The sequence below is a fragment of the Saccharopolyspora oryzae genome (assembly GCF_027853915.1).
Taxonomy (GTDB): Bacteria; Actinomycetota; Actinomycetes; order Mycobacteriales; family Pseudonocardiaceae; genus Saccharopolyspora; species Saccharopolyspora oryzae.
In genome coordinates, this window is sequence record NZ_JAQGLA010000034.1 from 51,226 (window position 1) to 70,308 (window position 19,083).

General features: G+C 69.1%; 14 protein-coding genes, 3 tRNA genes, 1 pseudogene and 2 riboswitches. Of the genes and pseudogenes, 10 read left to right on the forward strand and 8 right to left on the reverse strand.

Annotation, left to right across the window (positions count from 1 at the left end; all coding sequences use genetic code 11):
* Window positions 1-10 precede the first annotated feature (10 nt).
* From tenA to OU415_RS20615, 4 genes are all read right to left on the reverse strand, one after another.
* Entirely contained in the window at window positions 11-721 is a 711-nt protein-coding gene (gene tenA / locus OU415_RS20600) for a thiaminase II (RefSeq protein WP_270950545.1), read from the reverse strand.
* Window positions 722-867: 146 nt separating this feature from the next.
* Window positions 868-1,665: a bifunctional hydroxymethylpyrimidine kinase/phosphomethylpyrimidine kinase gene (gene thiD / locus OU415_RS20605; RefSeq protein ID WP_270950546.1), complete on the reverse strand. Its 798-nt coding sequence runs from the start codon at window positions 1,663-1,665 to the stop codon at window positions 868-870.
* Window positions 1,653-1,750, reverse strand: a riboswitch (TPP riboswitch). Its footprint overlaps the gene before it by 13 nt.
* Window positions 1,751-1,775: 25 nt before the next feature.
* Window positions 1,776-2,024, reverse strand: coding sequence for an alpha/beta hydrolase (locus OU415_RS20610; protein WP_270950548.1), 249 nt, complete (start codon window positions 2,022-2,024; stop codon window positions 1,776-1,778).
* A gap of 213 nt (window positions 2,025-2,237) precedes the next feature.
* Window positions 2,238-3,026, reverse strand: coding sequence for an alpha/beta hydrolase family protein (locus tag OU415_RS20615; protein ID WP_270950549.1), 789 nt, complete (start codon window positions 3,024-3,026; stop codon window positions 2,238-2,240).
* A 215-nt stretch (window positions 3,027-3,241) separates the two neighbouring features.
* Here OU415_RS20615 and OU415_RS20620 point away from each other — a divergent pair, with 215 nt between their 5' ends.
* The 5 genes from OU415_RS20620 (at window position 3,242) to OU415_RS20640 (ending at window position 6,940) form a co-directional block, all read left to right on the forward strand.
* On the forward strand, window positions 3,242-3,976 hold the full coding sequence (locus OU415_RS20620) for a hypothetical protein (protein ID WP_270950550.1): 735 nt from the start codon (window positions 3,242-3,244) through the stop codon (window positions 3,974-3,976).
* Between the two features lie 169 nt (window positions 3,977-4,145).
* The gene (locus OU415_RS20625) at window positions 4,146-4,343 is read left to right on the forward strand and encodes a hypothetical protein (protein ID WP_270950551.1); all 198 of its coding nucleotides are present in this window, start codon (window positions 4,146-4,148) and stop codon (window positions 4,341-4,343) included.
* 80 nt (window positions 4,344-4,423) lie between these two features.
* Window positions 4,424-6,061 (forward strand): AMP-binding protein, encoded by a 1,638-nt coding sequence (locus OU415_RS20630; protein WP_270950552.1) that lies wholly within the window; start codon window positions 4,424-4,426, stop codon window positions 6,059-6,061.
* 48 nt (window positions 6,062-6,109) lie between these two features.
* Window positions 6,110-6,751: an oligoribonuclease gene (gene orn / locus OU415_RS20635; RefSeq protein ID WP_270950553.1), complete on the forward strand. Its 642-nt coding sequence runs from the start codon at window positions 6,110-6,112 to the stop codon at window positions 6,749-6,751.
* Between the two features lie 113 nt (window positions 6,752-6,864).
* Window positions 6,865-6,940 (forward strand) — tRNA-His (locus tag OU415_RS20640).
* 123 nt (window positions 6,941-7,063) lie between these two features.
* Here OU415_RS20640 and OU415_RS20645 read toward each other — a convergent pair.
* On the reverse strand, window positions 7,064-8,203 hold the full coding sequence (locus OU415_RS20645; protein WP_270950561.1) for a L,D-transpeptidase: 1,140 nt from the start codon (window positions 8,201-8,203) through the stop codon (window positions 7,064-7,066).
* 336 nt (window positions 8,204-8,539) lie between these two features.
* On the opposite strand from OU415_RS20645, the gene OU415_RS20650 reads away from it, so the two are divergent.
* Window positions 8,540-8,612, forward strand: a tRNA-Lys gene (locus OU415_RS20650).
* 83 nt (window positions 8,613-8,695) lie between these two features.
* Window positions 8,696-8,768 (forward strand) — tRNA-Lys (locus tag OU415_RS20655).
* A gap of 220 nt (window positions 8,769-8,988) precedes the next feature.
* Here OU415_RS20655 and OU415_RS20660 read toward each other — a convergent pair.
* Entirely contained in the window at window positions 8,989-9,624 is a 636-nt protein-coding gene (locus tag OU415_RS20660; RefSeq protein WP_270950554.1) for an alpha-ketoglutarate-dependent dioxygenase AlkB family protein, read from the reverse strand.
* Between the two features lie 135 nt (window positions 9,625-9,759).
* On the opposite strand from OU415_RS20660, the gene OU415_RS20665 reads away from it, so the two are divergent.
* A complete protein-coding gene (locus tag OU415_RS20665) occupies window positions 9,760-10,698 on the forward strand; it encodes an ABC transporter substrate-binding protein (protein ID WP_270950555.1) in 939 nt (312 codons plus the stop codon).
* A gap of 103 nt (window positions 10,699-10,801) precedes the next feature.
* On the opposite strand, the gene OU415_RS20670 is transcribed toward OU415_RS20665, so the two are convergent.
* Entirely contained in the window at window positions 10,802-13,165 is a 2,364-nt protein-coding gene (locus OU415_RS20670; protein WP_270950556.1) for a glycoside hydrolase family 3 protein, read from the reverse strand.
* Window positions 13,166-13,270: 105 nt separating this feature from the next.
* A riboswitch (cobalamin riboswitch) is annotated at window positions 13,271-13,486 on the forward strand.
* On the opposite strand from OU415_RS20670, the pseudogene OU415_RS20675 reads away from it, so the two are divergent.
* Window positions 13,469-15,979 (forward strand): annotated as a pseudogene (locus OU415_RS20675) (ribonucleoside-diphosphate reductase subunit alpha); the annotation flags it as partial. It overlaps the preceding riboswitch by 18 nt.
* Before the next feature lie 108 nt (window positions 15,980-16,087).
* Entirely contained in the window at window positions 16,088-17,179 is a 1,092-nt protein-coding gene (locus OU415_RS20680; RefSeq protein WP_270950562.1) for a ribonucleotide-diphosphate reductase subunit beta, read from the forward strand.
* 15 nt (window positions 17,180-17,194) lie between these two features.
* Here the strand turns inward: OU415_RS20680 and ilvD are convergent, their stop codons facing one another.
* Window positions 17,195-18,895 (reverse strand): dihydroxy-acid dehydratase, encoded by a 1,701-nt coding sequence (gene ilvD, locus OU415_RS20685; protein WP_270950559.1) that lies wholly within the window; start codon window positions 18,893-18,895, stop codon window positions 17,195-17,197.
* Window positions 18,896-19,083: the final 188 nt, after the last annotated feature.

Here is a 19,083-nt window from a genome sequence, read left to right on the forward strand (position 1 = left end):
GTTTCAACGACTACCCGAGGAACGCGGCGGTCGGCCACTCCTCCTTGATCCACGCGCTGTTCCAGAACATCCACTCGTACTCGGTGGCGCGGATGTAGGCCTCCAGCATCTGCTGCCGGGTCTCGGCGTCAGCGGTCGCGGCGGCCCGGTCGGTGAGCTCGCGAGCGGTCAGCACCGCCTCGGCGAACGCGTCGTCGGCGTAGGTCTCGATCCACGCCCGGTACGGGTGCCCGGACGTGTCGCCGGTGGACTCCAGGATCGCGCTGCCCACGTGCTGGTACACCCAGAAGCACGGCAGCACGGCCGCCAGCAGCACCGGGTAGGACTCGGTCAGCGCGCACGCGCGCAGGTACGAGGTGTAGGCCAGGCAGGACGGCGAGGTCCCGATGCCGGCGATCTCCTCGTCGGTCAGCCCGAACTCGGTGACGTACCCGGCGTGCAGGCGGCGCTCCTCGACCAGCGCGCCCTGGGCGGCACCGGACAGGAACGCGGCGTCCTCGGCGTTGCCGGCCCGGGTCGCCGCGGCGGCCAGGGCCTGCGCGAACCCGACCAGGTACCGGGCGTCCTGCACGATGTAGAAGGCGAACACCTCGCGGTCGAGGGTGCCGTCGGCGAGCCCGGTGTTGAACGGGTGCTCGACGATCGCCTTCCGCAGCTGAGCGGTGTGCTCCCAGGCCTGCGCGCAGAACCCGTCGGCGGCCGGGGCGGGAAGCTTGCTCATCGAAGTCCTCTCCTCCGAAGGACCGCGAGTTCAATGGAAATCGAACCTCGAAATTCCATTGAACTTGCGGGAGTTGTCCACGACGACCGGCGTGCCGCGGGCCGACGCGCCGGTGATCCGCGGGTTCGATCAGAACCGCGGGAAGATCACCACCACTGGTGGAAGTGGTGCACCGGGCCGTGGCCGTGGCCGACGTCCAGGCGCTCGGACGCGCGCAGCGCCTCGGTCAGGTACTCCTTGGCCTCGCGCACCGCCGTCAGCCAGTCCGGGCGCTGCGGGCGCAGCGCGGCGATGGCGGCCGAGAGGGTGCACCCGGTGCCGTGGTCGTTGGTGGTCACGACCCGCTCGCTGGTCAGGAACTCGGCGACCCCGTCGCCGTACAGCAGGTCCACACTGGACTCTCCGGACAGGTGGCCACCCTTGAGCAGCACCTGCTTGGCGCCGAGCCCGGCGAGCCGTTCGGCCTGCGCGGCCATGCCGTCGACCCCGACGAGCTCCGGCTCCTCCAGCAGGTCGGCCGCCTCCGGCAGGTTCGGGGTGATCAGGTCGACCCGCGGCAGCAGCTCGTCGCGCAGCGCCCCGACCGCGTCCGGCGCGAGCAGCCGGTCCCCGCTCTTGGCGACCATGACCGGGTCCAGCACCACGTGCCGCGGCGCGTAGCGGTCGAGCACGCCGACCACCGCGCGGATCACCTCGGCGTTGGCCAGCATGCCGATCTTGACCGCGTCCACCCGCACGTCGTCGAGCAGCGTGACCAGCTGCGAGGTGATGAACTCCGGCGGCACCTCGTGCACCTCGGCGACCCCGGTGGTGGTCTGCGCGACCAGGGCGGTGATCACGGACATGCCGTAGGCGCCGTGCGCCGAGAAGGCCTTCAGGTCTGCCTGGACTCCGGCGCCACCGCTGGGGTCGGTCCCCGCGATGGTCAGCACGTTCGGAACCATGACGTCCCTCCGCTAGTACGAGCTAGGTCAGGTTCGACGGGTCTGATCTCAGCCCGGCCGGAACCGGGCACCCCGCGTCACTCGCACCAACCTAACCCGAGACGGGGTCATCAGTCGATGAGCCCCACCACCGCACCGGCGCTGAGCACCTCACCGGCCCGCGCCTGGTGCCAGAGCGTCCCGGTGGCCAGCGCCAGCACCCACCCGACGACCTCGCCGTCCGTCCCGACCTCGGCCAACCGGTCACCGACGTGCACAGAGCTCCCGTCGGCGGCCAGCCACCGCACCAGCACCCCGCGCACCGGAGCCCGGTTCGCCACCGGACGACGCCGCAATTCCGGAAACACCAACTCGGTCATCCGCGCCCCCCTTTCCGCGAACACCCCAGCATCACCCCGGCCGTCCGCGCCAACAAGGAGCGCGGAACCGAACCAACCCAATGGCCCACGGCCAACCGGACCAAAGCACCAACTCGATCAGCGCGGCGTTTCGCCTGGTCATCACCCGTGAGCACTTTGGGGGGCTATAGCAACTCAAAGTACTCACGGGTGGTGACCTGCGGAAACAGCGACCTAGGGGAGATGGCGGCGGAACCAGGCGGTCAGGCCGGCGTCCACCTCGTGGGCCAGCGGCAGCTGGGGTGCGGGCTCGATGCCGGGCTCGTCGGCGAGCGGATGCGCCAGGCCCGGGACGGACAGCAGCTCGGCCCGCTCCCCCACGGCGTCGACGAGGCTCACCGCGTCGGCGCGCAGCGGTGGATCGTCGAGCTCGCCGCTGACGACCAGCAGCGGCGCGCGCTCGGCGATGGTGCCCGCCTTGGCGATGAAGTCCAGGTCGTCGGCCGCCCGGGCGGATTCGGCGTCGTAGGAGTACTCGCCCGGGAACATGTCGACGACGGTCCGGATCCGGATGGCGGAGTTCACCACGGCTGCGGCGAAGACCGGAATCGCGGTGTCGGCGAGGATCCGCAGCGCAACGGCCCCACCGAGCGAGCCGCCGAGCACACCGATCGGGCCGTCGTCGACCGGCAGCTGCGCGCGGATCGAGTCCAGCGCGGCCGGGAGCTCCTCGCTCGCCTGCTGGACGAACGGGTGGAACACCGACATCAGCGGATCCTCGCGGAGCAGCGCCAAACCGGCGTCCATGCTGCCGTCGACCATGCGCGCCCCGCACATCGGCATCGCGAGGTGCACCCGCCACGCGGGCACGTCGTGCATCGGCAGCGCAGCGGCGAACGCGGCGTCCGACCTCGGCGCGTCGAGCATGTGCCAGGTGACGATCAGCGGGGCCGGACCACCGGTGGCCGGCGGCAAGGCGGTGAACGGCACGCCCGCAGCGGTGCCGGTGATCGGTGAGTTCATGCGACCACGGTATGACCGCGGCCACACCGCGGCGCCCGCTTACGCGATCAGCGGAATCCGCTTCACAGCGGGCGAAATCAGCGCACCGGCCGACCCGATCACCACCGCGGGCGCAATCGTGGTCCGGAGATCAGGAGAAAGCGATCGAATTCACACGGTGAAGGGGCCCACCGGTGGGCAAGGGGACCCTTCGTGGAGGACTAAACTCGGCGATGATGGAAACCACGACCGATGCACCGAGCTTCGCCCGTTCCCGGCGGCCCCGCCGACCGGAGGATCCCGCGCGGATCTGGGCTCCGCTGGCGGACCTGACCGAAGCCGCGGTCGCCGCGGCCGGATCCGGGACCGTGGCGATCACCCGCGGCTTCGACCGCAACAGCCGACTGCGCGCCAAGGCGCTGCGCGATCTGCTGGAGCAGCGCGACGTCCCCTCGATCGAGGTGACTCCGGCGGTGGGCAGCGACCGGCTGCTGGCCGACGTCGACGTCACCGCGGTGGTCAACCTGATCGGTGCCGAGTCGTGGCAGCCGTACCGCATCGCCGCGCAGCTGCGCGCCCCGGTGCTCAGCCCGAAGCCGGGCGAGACCGCGGGCGAGCAGGTCACCCGCGACGTGATCGCGCTGGCCGGTGACTCCGGCAAGCGCGACGTGGCGCTCTCGCACGTCGCGGTGCGCTCCGAGGACCCCGCCGGCCAGCTGACGCTCACCTACAACGGCGAGCAGCTGACCCTCACCGGCGGCTGGCTGACCGTGGCCGTGCAGGGGCACGAGCTGCAGGTGCAGGTCGGTGGCGCGGGCATCGCCGAGCAGTCGATCACCACTGCCGAGCTCCGGGTGGAGACGGCCGAGGCGCCGCACCGCCTGGTGCGCGACGAGCTCCCGATCGCCGACCTCGAAGGCGCGGTCACCTTCACCGCCGAGCCCGAGGGCCTGGTCGTCCGACCGGTCTGATCGCCTCGAGCACCACGTTGGCGCCGGGCAGTCGCCCGGCGCCTTTTTGGTTCCTGAGCTGGGATTTCTGGAATATTCCGAAAACCGCCGTCACGCCTGGTGCGTTGCGCCGTCCCTCGATCAACACCGCGCGGGAGGCGCGCACTGCACCAGGGGAGGCTGGGGAATCGTGGAGCCCACCAAGGAGTGGCACGTGAGCTGCCGCGATGTCGCAGGGAGGCGGCGGGACTTGTCGGTGTTCATCAACCAGGGGGACGTCGTGCTGGTGGCGCCCCCCGGCGAGACCGCGGTGCTCTCGCCGCTGGAGGTCGGACGGCTGCGGGCGGTGCTGCGCGACGCGGTCGTGTCGGCGGCCGATCAGGACTGACCGGGACGGCCTCTTCCCAGCACCGAGCTGTTTGGGTAAGTATCTACTCTCGAGTAGCTCTGCGACCGAGAGGTGGATGCGTGAGCGTGTTGAGGCAGCGGGTCGGGAACGTGCTCCACCGCGTGGTGCCGGGCTTGCACACGACGTTCATCCTGGCCAAGCAAGGCGTCATCCGGCCGCTGCGGCCGGACAAGGTGCTGCGGATCGTCCGCGCCTGGCGCCACTGGGGCATCACCCCGCCGCTCGGCTTCGCGATCGGCGCGGTGCGGTACCCGGACCGCGCGGCGGTGATCGACGAGCGCGGCGCGTTCAGCTACGCCGAGCTCGAGCAGCGCACCTCGCGGCTGGCCAACGGCCTGCGCAAGCGCGTCAAGCGCGGCACCCGCATCGGCATCCTGTGCCGCAACCACCACGGACCGGTCGAGACGATGGTGGCCGCGGCCAAGCTCGGCGTGGACGTGGTGCTGCTCAACACCGGGCTGAGCGGCCAGCAGCTGGCCGACGTGATCACCCAGCAGCAGGTCGGCGTCCTGGTCCTGGACGCCGAGTTCCGCGCCCAGCTGCCCGAGCTGCCCGACGAGGTCGACCAGGTGCTGGCCTGGACCGACGGCACCACCCGGCGCGACACGCTGGAACACCTGATCGCCACGTCCTCGCCGCGGCGCCCGGCCAAACCGCGCCGGCACGCCCGGATGATCGTGCTGACCTCCGGCACCACCGGCACGCCCAAGGGCGCGCGCCGGCCGGACCCGCCCAGCCTGAGCCCGGCCGCCTCGATCCTGTCCCGCCTGCCGCTGACCAGCGGCGAGCGGATGCTGGTCTGCGCACCGCTGTTCCACACCTGGGGCCTGGCCGCCTTCCAGCTGGGCGCCGTGCTCAACTCGACGCTGGTGCTGCGCCGCAAGTTCGAACCCGAGCAGGCGCTGGCCTCCGTGCAGCGCAACCAGATCACCGCGCTGTTCGCGGTGCCCGTGATGCTCCAGCGCCTCCTGGACCTGCCCGAAGCGATCCGCGACCGCTACGACCACAGCACGCTGCGGATCGTGGCGAGCAGCGGTTCCGCGCTGCCCGCCGACCTGGCGACCCGGTTCCAGCGCGCCTTCGGCAACGTGCTCTACAACCTCTACGGCTCGACCGAGGTCTCGTGGGTCAGCATCGCCAACCCGAGCGACCTGCGCGCCGCACCGGGCACCGCTGGCCGTCCGCCGCGCGGCACGACGGTGCGCATCCTCGCCGAGGACGGGAGCCAGGTGAAGCGCGGCGAGACCGGACGCATCTTCGCCGGCAACAACATGCTCTTCGAGGGCTACACCAACGGCGGGCGCCGGGAGGTCGTGGACGGCCTGATGTCCACCGGTGACCTCGGTCGCACCGACTCGTCCGGTCGGCTGTTCGTCGTCGGCCGCGAGGACGACATGATCATCTCCGGTGGCGAGAACGTCTACCCCAAGGAGACCGAGGACGCCATCGGCCGCCTGCCGGAGGTGTCCGAGACGGCCGTCATCGGCGTCGACGACCCGGACTTCGGCCAGCGGCTCGCCGCGTTCGTGGTGCTCCGCCCCGGCCAGGACCTCGACGCCGAGCAGGTGCGCGACCGGGTCCGCGACCGGCTGTCGAAGTTCGCGCTGCCGCGGGACGTGATCTTCCTGGACGAGCTGCCCCGCAACGCCACCGGCAAGGTCGTGCCCCGCGAACTCCGCGAACGGCTCGGAACATGACCTGGACGGATGCACGATCACACCTCGTGGCGAGCTAGGCTGCCTCGGGTGAATGACCGTCTAGTGTGGATCGACTGCGAAATGACCGGTCTCGATCTCAGCAAGGACGCGCTGATCGAGATCGCCGCCCTGGTCACCGATGCCGACCTGAACATCCTCGGCGAAGGCGTGGACATCGTCATCCACGCCGACGACGAAACCCTGGCCGGGATGCCCGAGGTGGTCCGGGACATGCACGAGCGCTCGGGGCTCACCGAAGAGGTGCGGCAGTCCTCGGTGACCCTGGCCGAAGCCGAACAGCAGGTGCTGGACTACATCCGCCAGCACGTCCCGGACGGGCGCTCGGCCCCGCTGGCGGGCAACTCCATCGCCACCGACCGGGGCTTCATCTCCCGCGACATGCCGCGGCTGGACTCCCACCTGCACTACCGGATGGTCGACGTGTCGTCCATCAAGGAGCTGTGCCGGCGCTGGTACCCGCGGATCTACTACGCGCAGCCGGAGAAGGGCCTGGCGCACCGCGCGCTGGCCGACATCCGGGAGTCGATCCGCGAGCTCGCCTACTACCGGCGCACCGCGTTCGTCCCGCAGCCCGGTCCGACCAGCGAGCAGGCCCAGGCCGTCGCGGCGGAGCTGCTGCAGGCCGACAGCGCGGAGGCCGCCGGGAAGCAGCCCGAAAACGGCCGCTGACCAGCGGTGAGGCCGTTAACCGGAGCCCGCGGAAAACCGCGTGACGGCGCACGCTAGTATATGAGCGTTGCTTCGGAAGGCGGCCTCCACGAGGCCAGCTCCGAGCGGCCGAGGTGGGTGTAGCTCAGTCGGTAGAGCACTGGGTTGTGGTCCCAGGTGTCGCGGGTTCGATTCCCGTCACTCACCCCAAAGCCGAATGAGGCCTGATTCCCCGCGAATCAGGCCTCATTTGCATTTCCGGACCAATAGGTGCGAAGAAAAGGGCCCCGCTCGCCGGAGCGGGGCCCTTTTCTTCAGCCGGTCAGCTGCGGGTCACCTGTTGCCCGCGACCCACTGGTCCCACGGCACCTGCCAGTCCCCGAAGCCGTCCCAGGACTTCAGGTCCGGGCCGCCGGAGTTGGTGATCTCCACGACGTCGCCCTTCTTGAGCAGGTCGAAGATCCACTTGGCGTTGTCCATGCTCATGTTGATGCAACCGTGGCTGACGTTGCGGCGCCCCTGATCGGACACCGACCACGGCGCCGCGTGCAGGAACTCGCCACCGTTGGAGATCCGGACCGCCCACTGCACCTCGGTGCGGTAACCGCCCGCCTCGATCGGCAACCCGTACGTCGAGGAGTCCATCACCTTCGTGGCGTGGTGCTCGGTGACCACGTGCACGCCGTTGTTGGACGGGAAGGACGGCTTGCCCAGCGCGACCGGCATCGTCCGGATCACCTGGCCGTTCTTCTCGATCGACATCTGGTGGGAAGCACCGTCGGCCTTCAGGATCACCGCGTCGCCGATCGTGATCGTCGCCTTGCGGTCCTCCTGGCCCCACACGCCGTTGCCCAGGTCGCGCCCGAAGACGTCGGCGTTGATGGTCACCTTGGTGCCCGGCTTCCAGTACTCCTTCGGCCGCCAGTGCACCTCGCGACTGTTGAACCAGTAGAACGCGCCCTCGACGGCCGGTTCGGTCTGGATCTTGATCGCTTCCTCCGCCTTGGCCTTGTCCGGCGCCGGGGCGTCCTTGCTGAAGTAGAACGCCAACGGCTGCCCGACCCCGACGGTCTGCCCGTCGAGCGGGTTCATCGACACGTAGCTCTGCTCGCCCGGCGACACCGTGGTGAACGTGGCCTGCTGGGTTATCCCCGGCCCGCTGGCGCCCTGCGCCGTCACCACCAGCGTGTAGGTCTTGCCGTAGCCGAGCTTCTCCCCCGCCGTCCAGCTCGCGCCGTCCTCGGCGATGGTGCCGGGCACCGGCTTGCCATCGGAGTTGGTCAGCTCCGCCTTGACGATCCGCCCGTTGGTCGCCTTCGCCGTGATCGGCCCGGCCGGGGCCACGTCCTTCGCCCCGTTCGTCGGCGCCAGCTCCAGCATCGGCGCCGGCGGCACGTCGTCGGACGAACCGGCCTCCGAACCAGCCCCGCTACACCCCGCGACCAACAGCGCCACCACGCCGAAGATCAACATCGTCAACAGCCGTGAAACCCTCTCGGGACCCCCGACCGGATTACGCCACTCCCTCATGAGCAACAGTCCGTCCGCTTAGAAGCACCACTAACCCCTGTGAACAGTGTGCCGCAAGTCCCCGACAGGTGACTAAGAGACCACGCCAACACACAGTGTGATCCGCGCAGGCCGATCACCCGTCCAGCAGACGCGGAGCCCCACCCCGAGGTTGCCCCGCGAAGTCGACCAACCTCGCGGGCCCGGAGAACCCACCCCCCGTTCAAGCCCCTCCGGAGCCGTGCTAATCTTTTCCCCGTCGCCAGGGAGACCGACGCGGAAACCCGAAACGACAGGCCAGCGCCAATAGCTCAACTGGCAGAGCAGCTGACTCTTAATCAGCGGGTTCGGGGTTCGAGTCCCTGTTGGCGCACTCGACACAGCGAGACGCCCTGCTCACGCAGGGCTTTCACTATGTCACCGGGAGACCGAACAGGAAACCCGACAACTGAACGAGCGCCAATAGCTCAATTGGCAGAGCAGCTGACTCTTAATCAGCGGGTTCGGGGTTCAAGTCCCTGTTGGCGCACTCGATAGTTGGGACGCCCTGCTCACGCAGGGCGTTTCGCTATTTCTGTATCTCGTCATTATTTTGGGGGGTCGAACCCCCCAAGCCCCCCCACGGTGCGGGGGTTGCTTTTCGGACGTACCTCACCATGGGTGGTGTACCCGGCCTGGGTAGTCCTTGTGACGACGACCTGGCTCGGAGTGGGTTGTTGCTGTGGGGGCCTTTTGATCTTGGGCTGCGGCTAGGTCAGGCCTGAGGTTCTCAGGGTTAGGTTCAGGCGGCCTTTTTTCATTCCTATTTCTGGGGTTGTTGCTGGGGTTGTTCTTAGGACTCCGTGGTAGGCCAGGCGGGTTGGGCCTCCGAAGACGAAGAGGTCTCCTGAGGACAGGGTGATGTCCTTGTGCGGTTTGTTCCTGTTCTCCGTGTTTCCGAAGCGGAAGAGGGCGTCGTCTCCGAGGCTCAGGGAGACCACCGGGGCGTTGCTTTGCTCGTCCTTGTCCTGGTGCATTCCCATCTTGGCCGACTCGTCGTAGAAGTTGATCAGGGCCGTGTCCGGGGTGTAGTCGGTGTTCAGTTGGTCGTAGGCGTCTGCGACCGCTCTTCTGCCCAGGTCTGCCAGCCAGGTCGGGAAGGGGAGCACTGGGGAGCCGTCGTCCGTCGTCTTCGAATAGCGGTACGGGGTCCAGTGCCAGCCGAGGCAGACCGTTCGGACCGACATCACCCCGCCGCTGGGGAGCTTCGGCGAGCGCATTCCCGCTCTCGCCCACTCCCGGCAGGCCTGCACCAGGTCGCGTTGTTCTTGCGGGGTCAGCCAGTCCGGGACGTGGACCGCTCCCGGGGCGATCTCCGCTCTGGTTCGCGGGATCAGCGAATCCATCGGCGCTCCTGTTCGCACATGACCCCATACTGGCAGTTCTCGCTGGTCGTGAGGACCGTCTCAGCACTGGATCACGCGGGTTCGTCAGGTTAGGCTCACCGAACTTCGACACCTAGCGAACAGGCAGGAAGCACCATGCTCCGTCCTCGTCGACTGCTCGCGGCGATCACCGCCGCGCTCGCTCTCGGCAGCGCCGCGGCGTGCGGCACGTCTGCACCCGACCAGCCCGCGCCGAACGGCGAAGGGCGCGTCATCACGCACGCCAAGGGGCAGACGACGATCGCCGGCACCCCGCAGCGCGTCGTCGTGCTCGACACCGGCGAACTCGACGCGACGCTGGCGCTGGGCGTCAAGCCCGTCGGCACCGTGCTGCCCGACGCCAACAAGTCCCTGCAGCCCTACCTGGCCGACAAGGCGGGCGACATCGAGATCGTCGGCACCATCGGCTCCCCCAACCTGGAGAAGATCGCCGCGCTCAAGCCGGACCTGATCCTGTCCAGCAAGGTCCGCGACGACGAGAACTACGAGGCGCTGAGCAAGATCGCGCCCACGGTGTTCGCCGAAACCGTCGGCAAGACCTGGAAGGAGAACTTCCTGCTCGACGCCGACGCGCTGGGCAAGAAGGCCGAAGCGCAGCAGATCCTCGACAGCTACCAGCAGCGCGCCGCCGAGATCGGCAAGCAGGTCGGCGACCCGGCCGCGCAGCGGATCAGCATGCTGCGGTTCATCCCCGGCGACATCCGGATCTACGACAAGGGCTCGTTCATCGGCACGATCCTCGCCGACACCGGCTTCAGCCGCCCGGCCGGCCAGGAGGTCGACCAGACGCACACCAAGATCAGCCGCGAGCAGATCTCCCAGGCCGACGGCGACCGGCTGTTCTACGCGGCCTACGGCGACAGCGCCAAGCAGCAGATGAACGACGTGGTCAACTCGGTGCAGTGGACGACCCTCGGCGCGGTGCGCGACGGCAAGGCCGTCGAGGTCCCCGACGACACCTGGTTCCTCGGCCTCGGCCCGATCGCGGCCAACCTGGTCCTCGACGACCTCCAGAAGCACCTCACCCAGCACTGACCCACCGCGCCCGGGCACCCCACCCCGACACACCCGGGCGCGGGGGGAGGTGTGCGATTTCAATGGAAATCGGAGGTCCGATTTCCATTGAAATCGCGGCGGATCAGCGCGGAGCGATCAGCCGGAGGTCGGCGACGCTGCGGCCGACGCGGAGCTCGTCGGAGCCCGGTTCGACGTCCACGTCCACCGCGACCTCCGCGCCCGCTTCGGCCTCGACGACGGCGAAACCCTTCAGGCGCAGCGGATCCGCGGCGTAGACCTGGACGACTTCGCGGCCGGCCCGGTCACCGGTGTTGCGCAGCTTCACCCGCACCGCGTCGCCGTCGACCGCGGCTTCCAGGTACTCCCACGTGGTGTACCCGAGCCCGTGTCCGAAGTGGAACGCCGGCGTCGCACCGCGATCCAGGTAGGCCCGGTAGCCGACCGAAGTTCCCTCGTCGTAGCGGAGTTCGCCGTCCACCGGCTGCACCGCGGGCAGCGGCACCGGGACGTCGGCCAGCGCCGCCGGGAAGGTCGTCGGCAACCGGCCACCTGGTTCCGCCTGCCCCAGCAGGACGTCCGCGAGCGCATCGCCGTACTCCTGGCTGCCGAACCACGTCCACAGCACCGCCGGGACCTCCCCGCTCCACGGCATCAGCACCGGCGCTCCGGCGTTGACCACCACCACGGTGTTCGGGTTCACCGCCAGCACCTCGCGGACCAGTTCGTCCTGCACGCCCGGCAGATCCAGCGAGCTCCGGTCCCGCCCCTCGGTCTCGACCTCGTCGTTCGTGCCGACCACCACCACCGCGACATCAGCGTCCCGGGCGACTGCGAGCGCCGCGGCGAGCTCGCTCGCGTCGTCCCACTCCCGCGCCCGGTGGCCGAGCCCGACCGACACCAGGCCCTCGGTGCTCTCCGGGGTGAACTCCACGGTCAACGCCATCCGCCCCGACGCGTCCAGGTCCGACTCCACCAGCACGACGTTGAACCGCTGCTCCGGCGGTTCCAGCATGTCCGCCAGCGGGTCGTCGACACCCGACGTGCGCGCCACGTCCGCCGCCAGCACCTCGCGGCCCGAGATCTCGGCCCGGAAGTGCCCGGTGCCGCTCACCCCGAACACGTGCTCGCCGAGTTCCGCGCTCACCTTCGCCCGCAACCGCAACGACTTCGCCCCGTGCGGCAGGCCGGACATCCACAGCAGCCGATCGGTGCCGCGGAGCTCGCTGCCGAGCACTTCCCCGTCCGCGCCGAGCAAATCGACGCGGATCCCGGCGCCGCCCCCGTCCGGATCGGCCACCTCGTCCGGCGCGAGCACGTCCAGCAACCGCCGGTGCCGAACCCCGCGCTGGTAGACCACCTGCGCGTCCGGCAGCGCAGCCCGCAGCCCGGCCAGCGGCGTCACCACGTGCGGCGGGCTGACGTGCGACGAACCTCCGCCCTGCACGGCGGGAATCGTCGCGTTCTCCCCGATCACGGCCACTTTGGACACCTTCGGGTCGATCGGCAGCACCGGCGCCCCACCGACGGGTTCGTTGCGCAGCAGCACGAATCCGCGGGTCGCGAGATCGCGGACGATCGGCCGGGCTTCCTCCGGCGGCGCGCCGCCACCTGGCTCGGAATCCTCGAAAGCCCCGACGCGGGAAGCCAACCGGAGCAACCGCAGGACCTTGTCGTCGAGCACCTCGGCCGGAACTTCGCCCTGCTGCACTGCCTTCGCGAGCTTCCCGTCGGCCCACGGGCTCTTCGGCCCCGGCATCGCCAGGTCCAACCCGCCCAGCGCGGCACCGCGCAGCGAGCGGGTGGCGAACCAGTCCGACACCACCACGCCGTCCCACCCCCACTCGCCCTTGAGCACGTCGTTGACCAGCGGCGAGTTCTCCGTCATCGTCTGCCCGTTGACCGAGTTGTAGGCCGCCATCACCACCCACGGACCGGCCTTCGACACGATCCGCTCGAACGGTTTCAGGTAGACCTCGCGCAACGTCCGCTCGTCGACCACCGCGTCGTAGCTGAGCCGCTCGGTCTCGGTGTCGTTGGCGACGAAGTGCTTCGCCGTCGCCGCCACCCCGCGCGACTGGACGCCCGAGACGACCTCCCCGCCGAGCTCCCCGATCAGCAGCGGATCCTCGGAGAAGTTCTCGAAGTGCCTGCCGCCGAACGGACTCCGGTGCACGTTCACCGTCGGCGCGAGCACCACGTGCACACCGCGCCGCCGCGCCTCGTCGCCGAACAGCTCGCCCGCGGTCCGCGCCGCCGCCCGGTCCCAAGTGGCCCCCAGCGCGGACGCGACCGGCAGCAGCAGCGACGTGTCGCGCTCGTCCCACTCCGTTCCGCGCACCCCGTTCGGGCCGTCGGAGAGCACCATCGAGCGCAGTCCGACCTTCGGCATAGGATGCAGCGTCCAGAAGCCGGCACCGGTCAGCAGCCGGGCCTTCTCCGCCGCGGTCAGCTCCTCCAACAGCGACCGCAGCTGCGCCTCGTCCACGGGCAACCCCTTTCGGCAGGCTCCGGTCGCCAGTCTCTGCCACCCGACCGGGGAGCACAACACGCCGATATCTGCCCGTTCACATCAGCCACAAACCCAACATGTAGTGTGTCGATCGCTGGTGGTTCGCCAGAGCGATCTGGTGAGGCAAGAGGGAACCCGGTGCGAATCCGGGACTGCCCCGCAGCGGTGAACGGGAACGACCGTCGTGACCCGACCGCCCATCCCGGGCGACGGGTAGAGCACTGGGCCAACGCCTGGGAAGCCACGACCAGTAGGCCGCCCGTGAGTCCGAAGACCTGCCACCGGTGCACGCGACAAGGCGTGCTGTCCGGGGCCTCGAGGGCGGGTTCGCGTGGACGATCGGCGGCGCCTGCCGCCCTGGTCTTCTCGCGCGCGCTCGAGGTCCGCAGAGCTCGCGAGGGGAGAGAGCCAGTGACGGCCACACTCAACGACTGGACCGAGGTGTCGACCGCGGTCCACCAGGCCTGCGCCGGATTGTCCGGCGTGTCCGCGGAAGCAGTGCTCGACGAAGTGCGGCGCACCGGCTACGCGGGGATCAGCGACGACGAGCTCTCGCTGGCCCAGATCATGGCTGCCCGCACCCTGATCGAGACCGAACCGAACTACTCGCAGGTCACCGCCCGCCTGCTGCTGAACCGGATGCGCCGCGAAGCGCTGGAGTTCCTCGGCGCGGAGCCGGACTCGGACTACGCCGAGCACTTCGCCGAGTACGTGCGCCGAGGGGTGGCGCTCGAGCAGCTGGACCCGGAGCTGGCGGACTTCGACCTGGACCGGCTGGGCAGCGCGCTGGAGCCCGAGCGCGACCTGGAGTTCGGCTTCCTGGGGCTGCAGACCCTCTACGACCGGTACTTCCTGCACGAGGGCGGCGTGCGCTTCGAGCTGCCGCAGGCCTTCTTCATGCGGGTCGCGATGGGCCTGGCTCTGCGCGAGGACGACCGCGAAGCCCGCGCGATCGAGTTCTACCAGCTGCTGTCGTCGTTCGACTTCATGTGCTCGACGCCGACGCTGTTCAACGCAGGCACCACCCGTCCCCAGCTGTCCTCGTGCTTCCTCACCACGGTGGACGACGACCTGTCCGGCATCTTCCACTCGATCAGCAACAACGCGCTGCTGTCGAAGTACGCCGGCGGCCTCGGCAACGACTGGACGCCGGTGCGCGGCATCGGCGCGCACATCAAGGGCACCAACGGCAAGTCGCAGGGCGTGGTGCCGTTCCTGAAGATCGCCAACGACACCGCGGTGGCGGTCAACCAGGGCGGCAAGCGCAAGGGCGCGGTCTGCGCCTACCTGGAGACCTGGCACATCGACGTCGAGGAATTCCTCGACCTGCGCAAGAACACCGGTGACGACCGGCGCCGCACCCACGACATGAACACCGCGAACTGGGTGCCCGACGAGTTCCTGCGCCGCGTCGAGGCCGACGAGCAGTGGACGCTGTTCTCCCCCGACGAAACCCCGGACCTGCACGACCTCTACGGCACGGCGTTCGCCGAGCGCTACCGCGCCTACGAGCAGGCCGCCGACCGCGGCGAGATCGCGGTGTTCAAACGGGTCCGCGCGGTCGAGCTGTGGCGGCGGATGCTGACCATGCTGTTCGAGACCGGCCACCCGTGGATCACCTTCAAGGACCCGTGCAACCTTCGTTCGCCGCAGCAGCACTCGGGCGTGGTGCACTCCTCGAACCTGTGCACCGAGATCACCCTGAACACCAGCGTCGACGAGGTCGCGGTGTGCAACCTCGGCTCGATCAACCTGGCCCACCACGTCACGGCCGACGGGATCGACGCCGAACGCCTGGAGCGCACCACCCGCACCGCGGTCCGGATGCTGGACAACGTCATCGACATCAACTTCTACACGATCCCGGAGGCCCGCCGGTCCAACATGCGGCACCGGCCGATCGGGCTGGGGCTGATGGGCTTCGCCGACGCGCTGTTCGTGCAGCGCATCGCGCCGTCGACGCCGGAAGCAGTGGAGTTCGCGGACCGCAGCATGGAGCTGATCAGCTACCACGCGATCAGCGCCTCCAGCAGGCTGGCCGCCGAGCGCGGCCGCTACGAGACCTTCGACGGCTCGCTGTGGAGCAAGGGCGTGCTGCCCATCGACTCGCTGGAACTGCTCGCCGAAGCCCGCGGCGGCGACGTCGACCTGGACCGCTCGTCCACGATGGACTGGGCGGAGCTGCGGGAACGCGTGGTCCGCGACGGGATGCGCAACTCCAACGTGATGGCCATCGCGCCGACCGCGACGATCGCCAACATCTGCGGCGTCAACCAGTCGATCGAGCCGGTCTACCGGAACCTGTACGTCAAGGCGAACATGTCCGGCGACTTCACCGTGGTCAACCCGCACCTGGTCGCCGACCTCAAGCGCGCCGGCCTGTGGGACGAGGCGATGGTCGCCGACCTGAAGTTCCACGACGGCAGCCTGCTGCCGATCGACCGGATCCCGCAGGAGCTCAAGGAGCTCTACGCCACCGCGTTCGAGATCGAGCCGCACTGGCTGGTCGACGCCGCCGCCCGCCGGCAGAAGTGGATCGACCAGGCCCAGTCGCTGAACCTCTACGTCGCCGCCCCCAGCGGCCGCAAGCTCGACGAGCTGTACCGGCTGGCCTGGCGCAAGGGCCTCAAGACCACGTACTACCTGCGCTCCACCAGCGCGACCCACGTGGAGAAGAGCACCCTGCGCGGCACCGACGGCAAGCTCAACGCCGTCCCGACCACGGTCCCCACCACCTCGACCGGAGCCGCCTGCTCCATCGAGGACCCGGACTGCGAAGCCTGCCAGTGACGCCCCACCCCGGGTCCCACCCGCAATTTCAATGGAATCGCACCCCCGATTTCCATTGAAATTGCGGGGACCCGGGGCGCGCGGACCGCACTGCACGAACGAAAACCCCTGGAGCACCACAGCATGACCTCCCTGCAGTCCCCCTCCACCTCCGCCGGGCTCGGCGAGATCGACCGCTCCGGCGGGCGCGTCGACGTCAGCGAGAAGGCGATGATCAACGCCCGCGCCGACGTCAACCAGCTGCTGCCGCTGAAGTACGGCTGGGCGTGGGAGAAGTACCTCGCCGGCTGCAACAACCACTGGATGCCCACCGAGATCTCGATGCAGGCCGACATCGCGCTGTGGAAGTCCACCGACGGGCTCAGCGACGACGAACGGCTGATGCTCAAGCGCAACCTCGGCTTCTTCGCCACCGCGGAATCCCTGGTCGCCAACAACATCGTGCTCGCGGTCTACCGGCACATCACCAACCCCGAATGCCGCCAGTACCTGCTGCGCCAGGCCTTCGAGGAAGCCGTGCACACGCACACCTTCCAGTACATCTGCGAGAGCCTCGGCCTCGACGAGGGCGAGCTGTTCAACATGTACCGGGAGATCCCGTCGATCTCCGACAAGGACGCCTGGGCGCTGCAGTACACCCAGAGCCTGGAGGACCCGGACTTCGCGACCGGCACCACCGAGGCCGACCAGGCCTTCCTGCGCGACCTGGTCGCGTTCTACGTCATCTTCGAAGGCATGTGGTTCTACACCGGTTTCGCGCAGATCCTGGCGCTGGGCCGGCGGAACAAGATGGTCGGCATCGCCGAGCAGTACCAGTACATCCTGCGCGACGAGTCGATCCACCTGAACTTCGGCATCGACTGCATCAACCAGATCAAGCTGGAGAACCCGCACCTGTGGACCCCGGAGTTCCAGGCCGAGGTCCGCCAGATGCTCACCGAGGCCTGCGAGCTCGAGATCGCCTACGGCCGGGACACCATGCCCCGCGGCATCCTCGGCATCAACGCCGATCTGTGCGCCCAGTACATGCACTTCATCACCAACCGCCGGTGCGACCAGCTCGGCCTGGAGCCGGTGTTCCCGGAGGCGGAGAACCCGTTCCCGTGGATGTCGGAGGCGATGGACCTGAAGAAGGAGAAGAACTTCTTCGAGACCCGGGTCATCGAGTACCAGTCCGGGGCATCGCTGTCCTGGGACTGACCTGCTGCAGCCGGTTCAACCGCACACCGCGCCTTCGGCCGCGGAGCCGACCAGCTTCGCGTACTTGCCGAGAACGCCGTGGCGGAAGCGGGGTTCCGGTGGCGTCCAGCGCTCGCGCCGCCGCCGGAGCTCCGCCTCGTCCACCAGCAGGTCCAGGGTGCGGGCAGCGAGATCGAGCCTGATCGGATCGCCGTCCTGCACCAGCGCGATCGGTCCGCCGTCGGTGGCTTCCGGCGCCACGTGCCCGATGCACAACCCCGTCGTACCGCCGGAGAACCTGCCATCGGTCACCAGCAGGACGTCCTTGCCGAGACCGGCTCCCTTGATCGCACCGGTCACCGCGAGCATCTCCCGCATCCCAGGACCTCCGCGCGGCCCCTCGTACCGGATGACGACCACGTCACCGGGCTTGAGCGAACCGTCCTCGACCGCGTCCATCGCGCCCTGCTCACCGTCGAAGACCCGCGCCGTCCCGTCGAACCGCTCGGAGTCGAACCCGGCGCTCTTCACCACCGCACCATCGGGGGCCAGCGAACCGCGGAGGATCGTCAGCCCGCCGGTCGGGTGGATCGGGTTCGACATCTGGTGCAGCACCTCGCCGTCCAACCCCGGGGGCTGCAGCTCGGCCAGGTTCTCCGCGACCGTCCGCCCGGTCACCGTCAGGCAGTCCCCGTTCAGCAGTCCCGCGTCCAGCAGTGCCTTCATCACCACCGGAACACCACCGATGCGGTCGACCGCGGACATCACGTACCGACCGAACGGCTTGACGTCCGCGAGGTGCGGCACCCGGTCACCGATCCTGTCGAAGTCGTCCAGCGCCAGGTCGACGCCGGCTTCTCGGGCGATCGCAAGCAGGTGCAGCACGGCATTGGTCGAGCCGCCGAAAGCCATCACCACCGCGATCGCGTTCTCGAAGGCCTGCTTGGTCAGGATCCGCCGGGCCGTCAGCCCGTTCTCCAGCATGCCGATCACCGCGCGCCCGGCAGCCCGCGCGCTCGCATCACGGCGCCGGTCCACCGACGGCGGGCTCGCCGAACCCGGCATCGACATGCCCAGCGCTTCAGCCGCGCACGCCATGGTGTTCGCCGTGTACATCCCACCGCACGCGCCTTCACCCGGGCAGATGGCCCGCTCGATGCGGTCCACCTCGTCCCGGGAGATCAGGCCTCGGGCGCAAGCCCCGACCGCCTCGAAAGCATCGATGATCGTCACCTCCCGGTCGTCCACCCGACCGGGCAGGATGGAGCCGGCGTAGACGAACACCGAGGCGAGGTCGAGCCGGGCTGCCGCCATCAGCATCCCCGGCAGGCTCTTGTCGCAGCCCGCGAGCAGCACCGTGCCGTCCAGCCGCTCGGCCTCCACCACGGTCTCGACCGAATCGGCGATGATCTCCCGGGACACCAGGGAGTAGTGCATGCCGACGTGCCCCATCGAAATGCCGTCGGACACCGAGATGGTGCCGAACTCCATCGGGAATCCGCCGGCCGCGTGCACCCCGTCCTTGGCCGCACGCCCGAGCCGCTGCAGGGACAGGTTGCACGGGGTGATCTCGTTCCAGGATGACGCCACCCCGATCTGCGGCTTGGCGAAGTCGTCGTCCTGCATGCCGACCGCGCGCAGCATCCCGCGCGCCGCGGCCCTCTCCATTCCCTCGGTGACCTCGCGACTCCGGGGTTTCAGAGCGCGCTGACCGTCGGTGAGCTTCGAAGCATCCACACCCAGGACTGTAAGCACGGCCACAACCCCGGTGCTCGTCGGCGACTGCGGCCGGCTAAGAGTTCTGGGGATAGAAGAAGGGCCCCGTTCCCTGGACGAATCCAGAGGGAACGAGGCCCTTCTCAATTAGTGTGTCGGCGGTGTCTTACTCTCCCACACCCTGTCGAGTGCAGTACCATCAGCGCTGG

What these genes read in the sequence shown, in the direction of transcription:
- OU415_RS20665 (WP_270950555.1), top strand. Translation starts at nt 9,760, where the DNA reads ATGCTCCGTCCTCGTCGACTGCTCGCGGCGATCACCGCCGCGCTCGCT.
- OU415_RS20620 (WP_270950550.1), top strand. Translation starts at nt 3,242, where the DNA reads ATGGAAACCACGACCGATGCACCGAGCTTCGCCCGTTCCCGGCGGCCC.
- thiD (WP_270950546.1), bottom strand. Translation starts at nt 1,665, where the DNA reads ATGGTTCCGAACGTGCTGACCATCGCGGGGACCGACCCCAGCGGTGGC.
- OU415_RS20660 (WP_270950554.1), bottom strand. Translation starts at nt 9,624, where the DNA reads ATGGATTCGCTGATCCCGCGAACCAGAGCGGAGATCGCCCCGGGAGCG.
- OU415_RS20615 (WP_270950549.1), bottom strand. Translation starts at nt 3,026, where the DNA reads ATGAACTCACCGATCACCGGCACCGCTGCGGGCGTGCCGTTCACCGCC.
- tenA (WP_270950545.1), bottom strand. Translation starts at nt 721, where the DNA reads ATGAGCAAGCTTCCCGCCCCGGCCGCCGACGGGTTCTGCGCGCAGGCC.
- OU415_RS20610 (WP_270950548.1), bottom strand. Translation starts at nt 2,024, where the DNA reads ATGACCGAGTTGGTGTTTCCGGAATTGCGGCGTCGTCCGGTGGCGAAC.
- OU415_RS20645 (WP_270950561.1), bottom strand. Translation starts at nt 8,203, where the DNA reads ATGTTGATCTTCGGCGTGGTGGCGCTGTTGGTCGCGGGGTGTAGCGGG.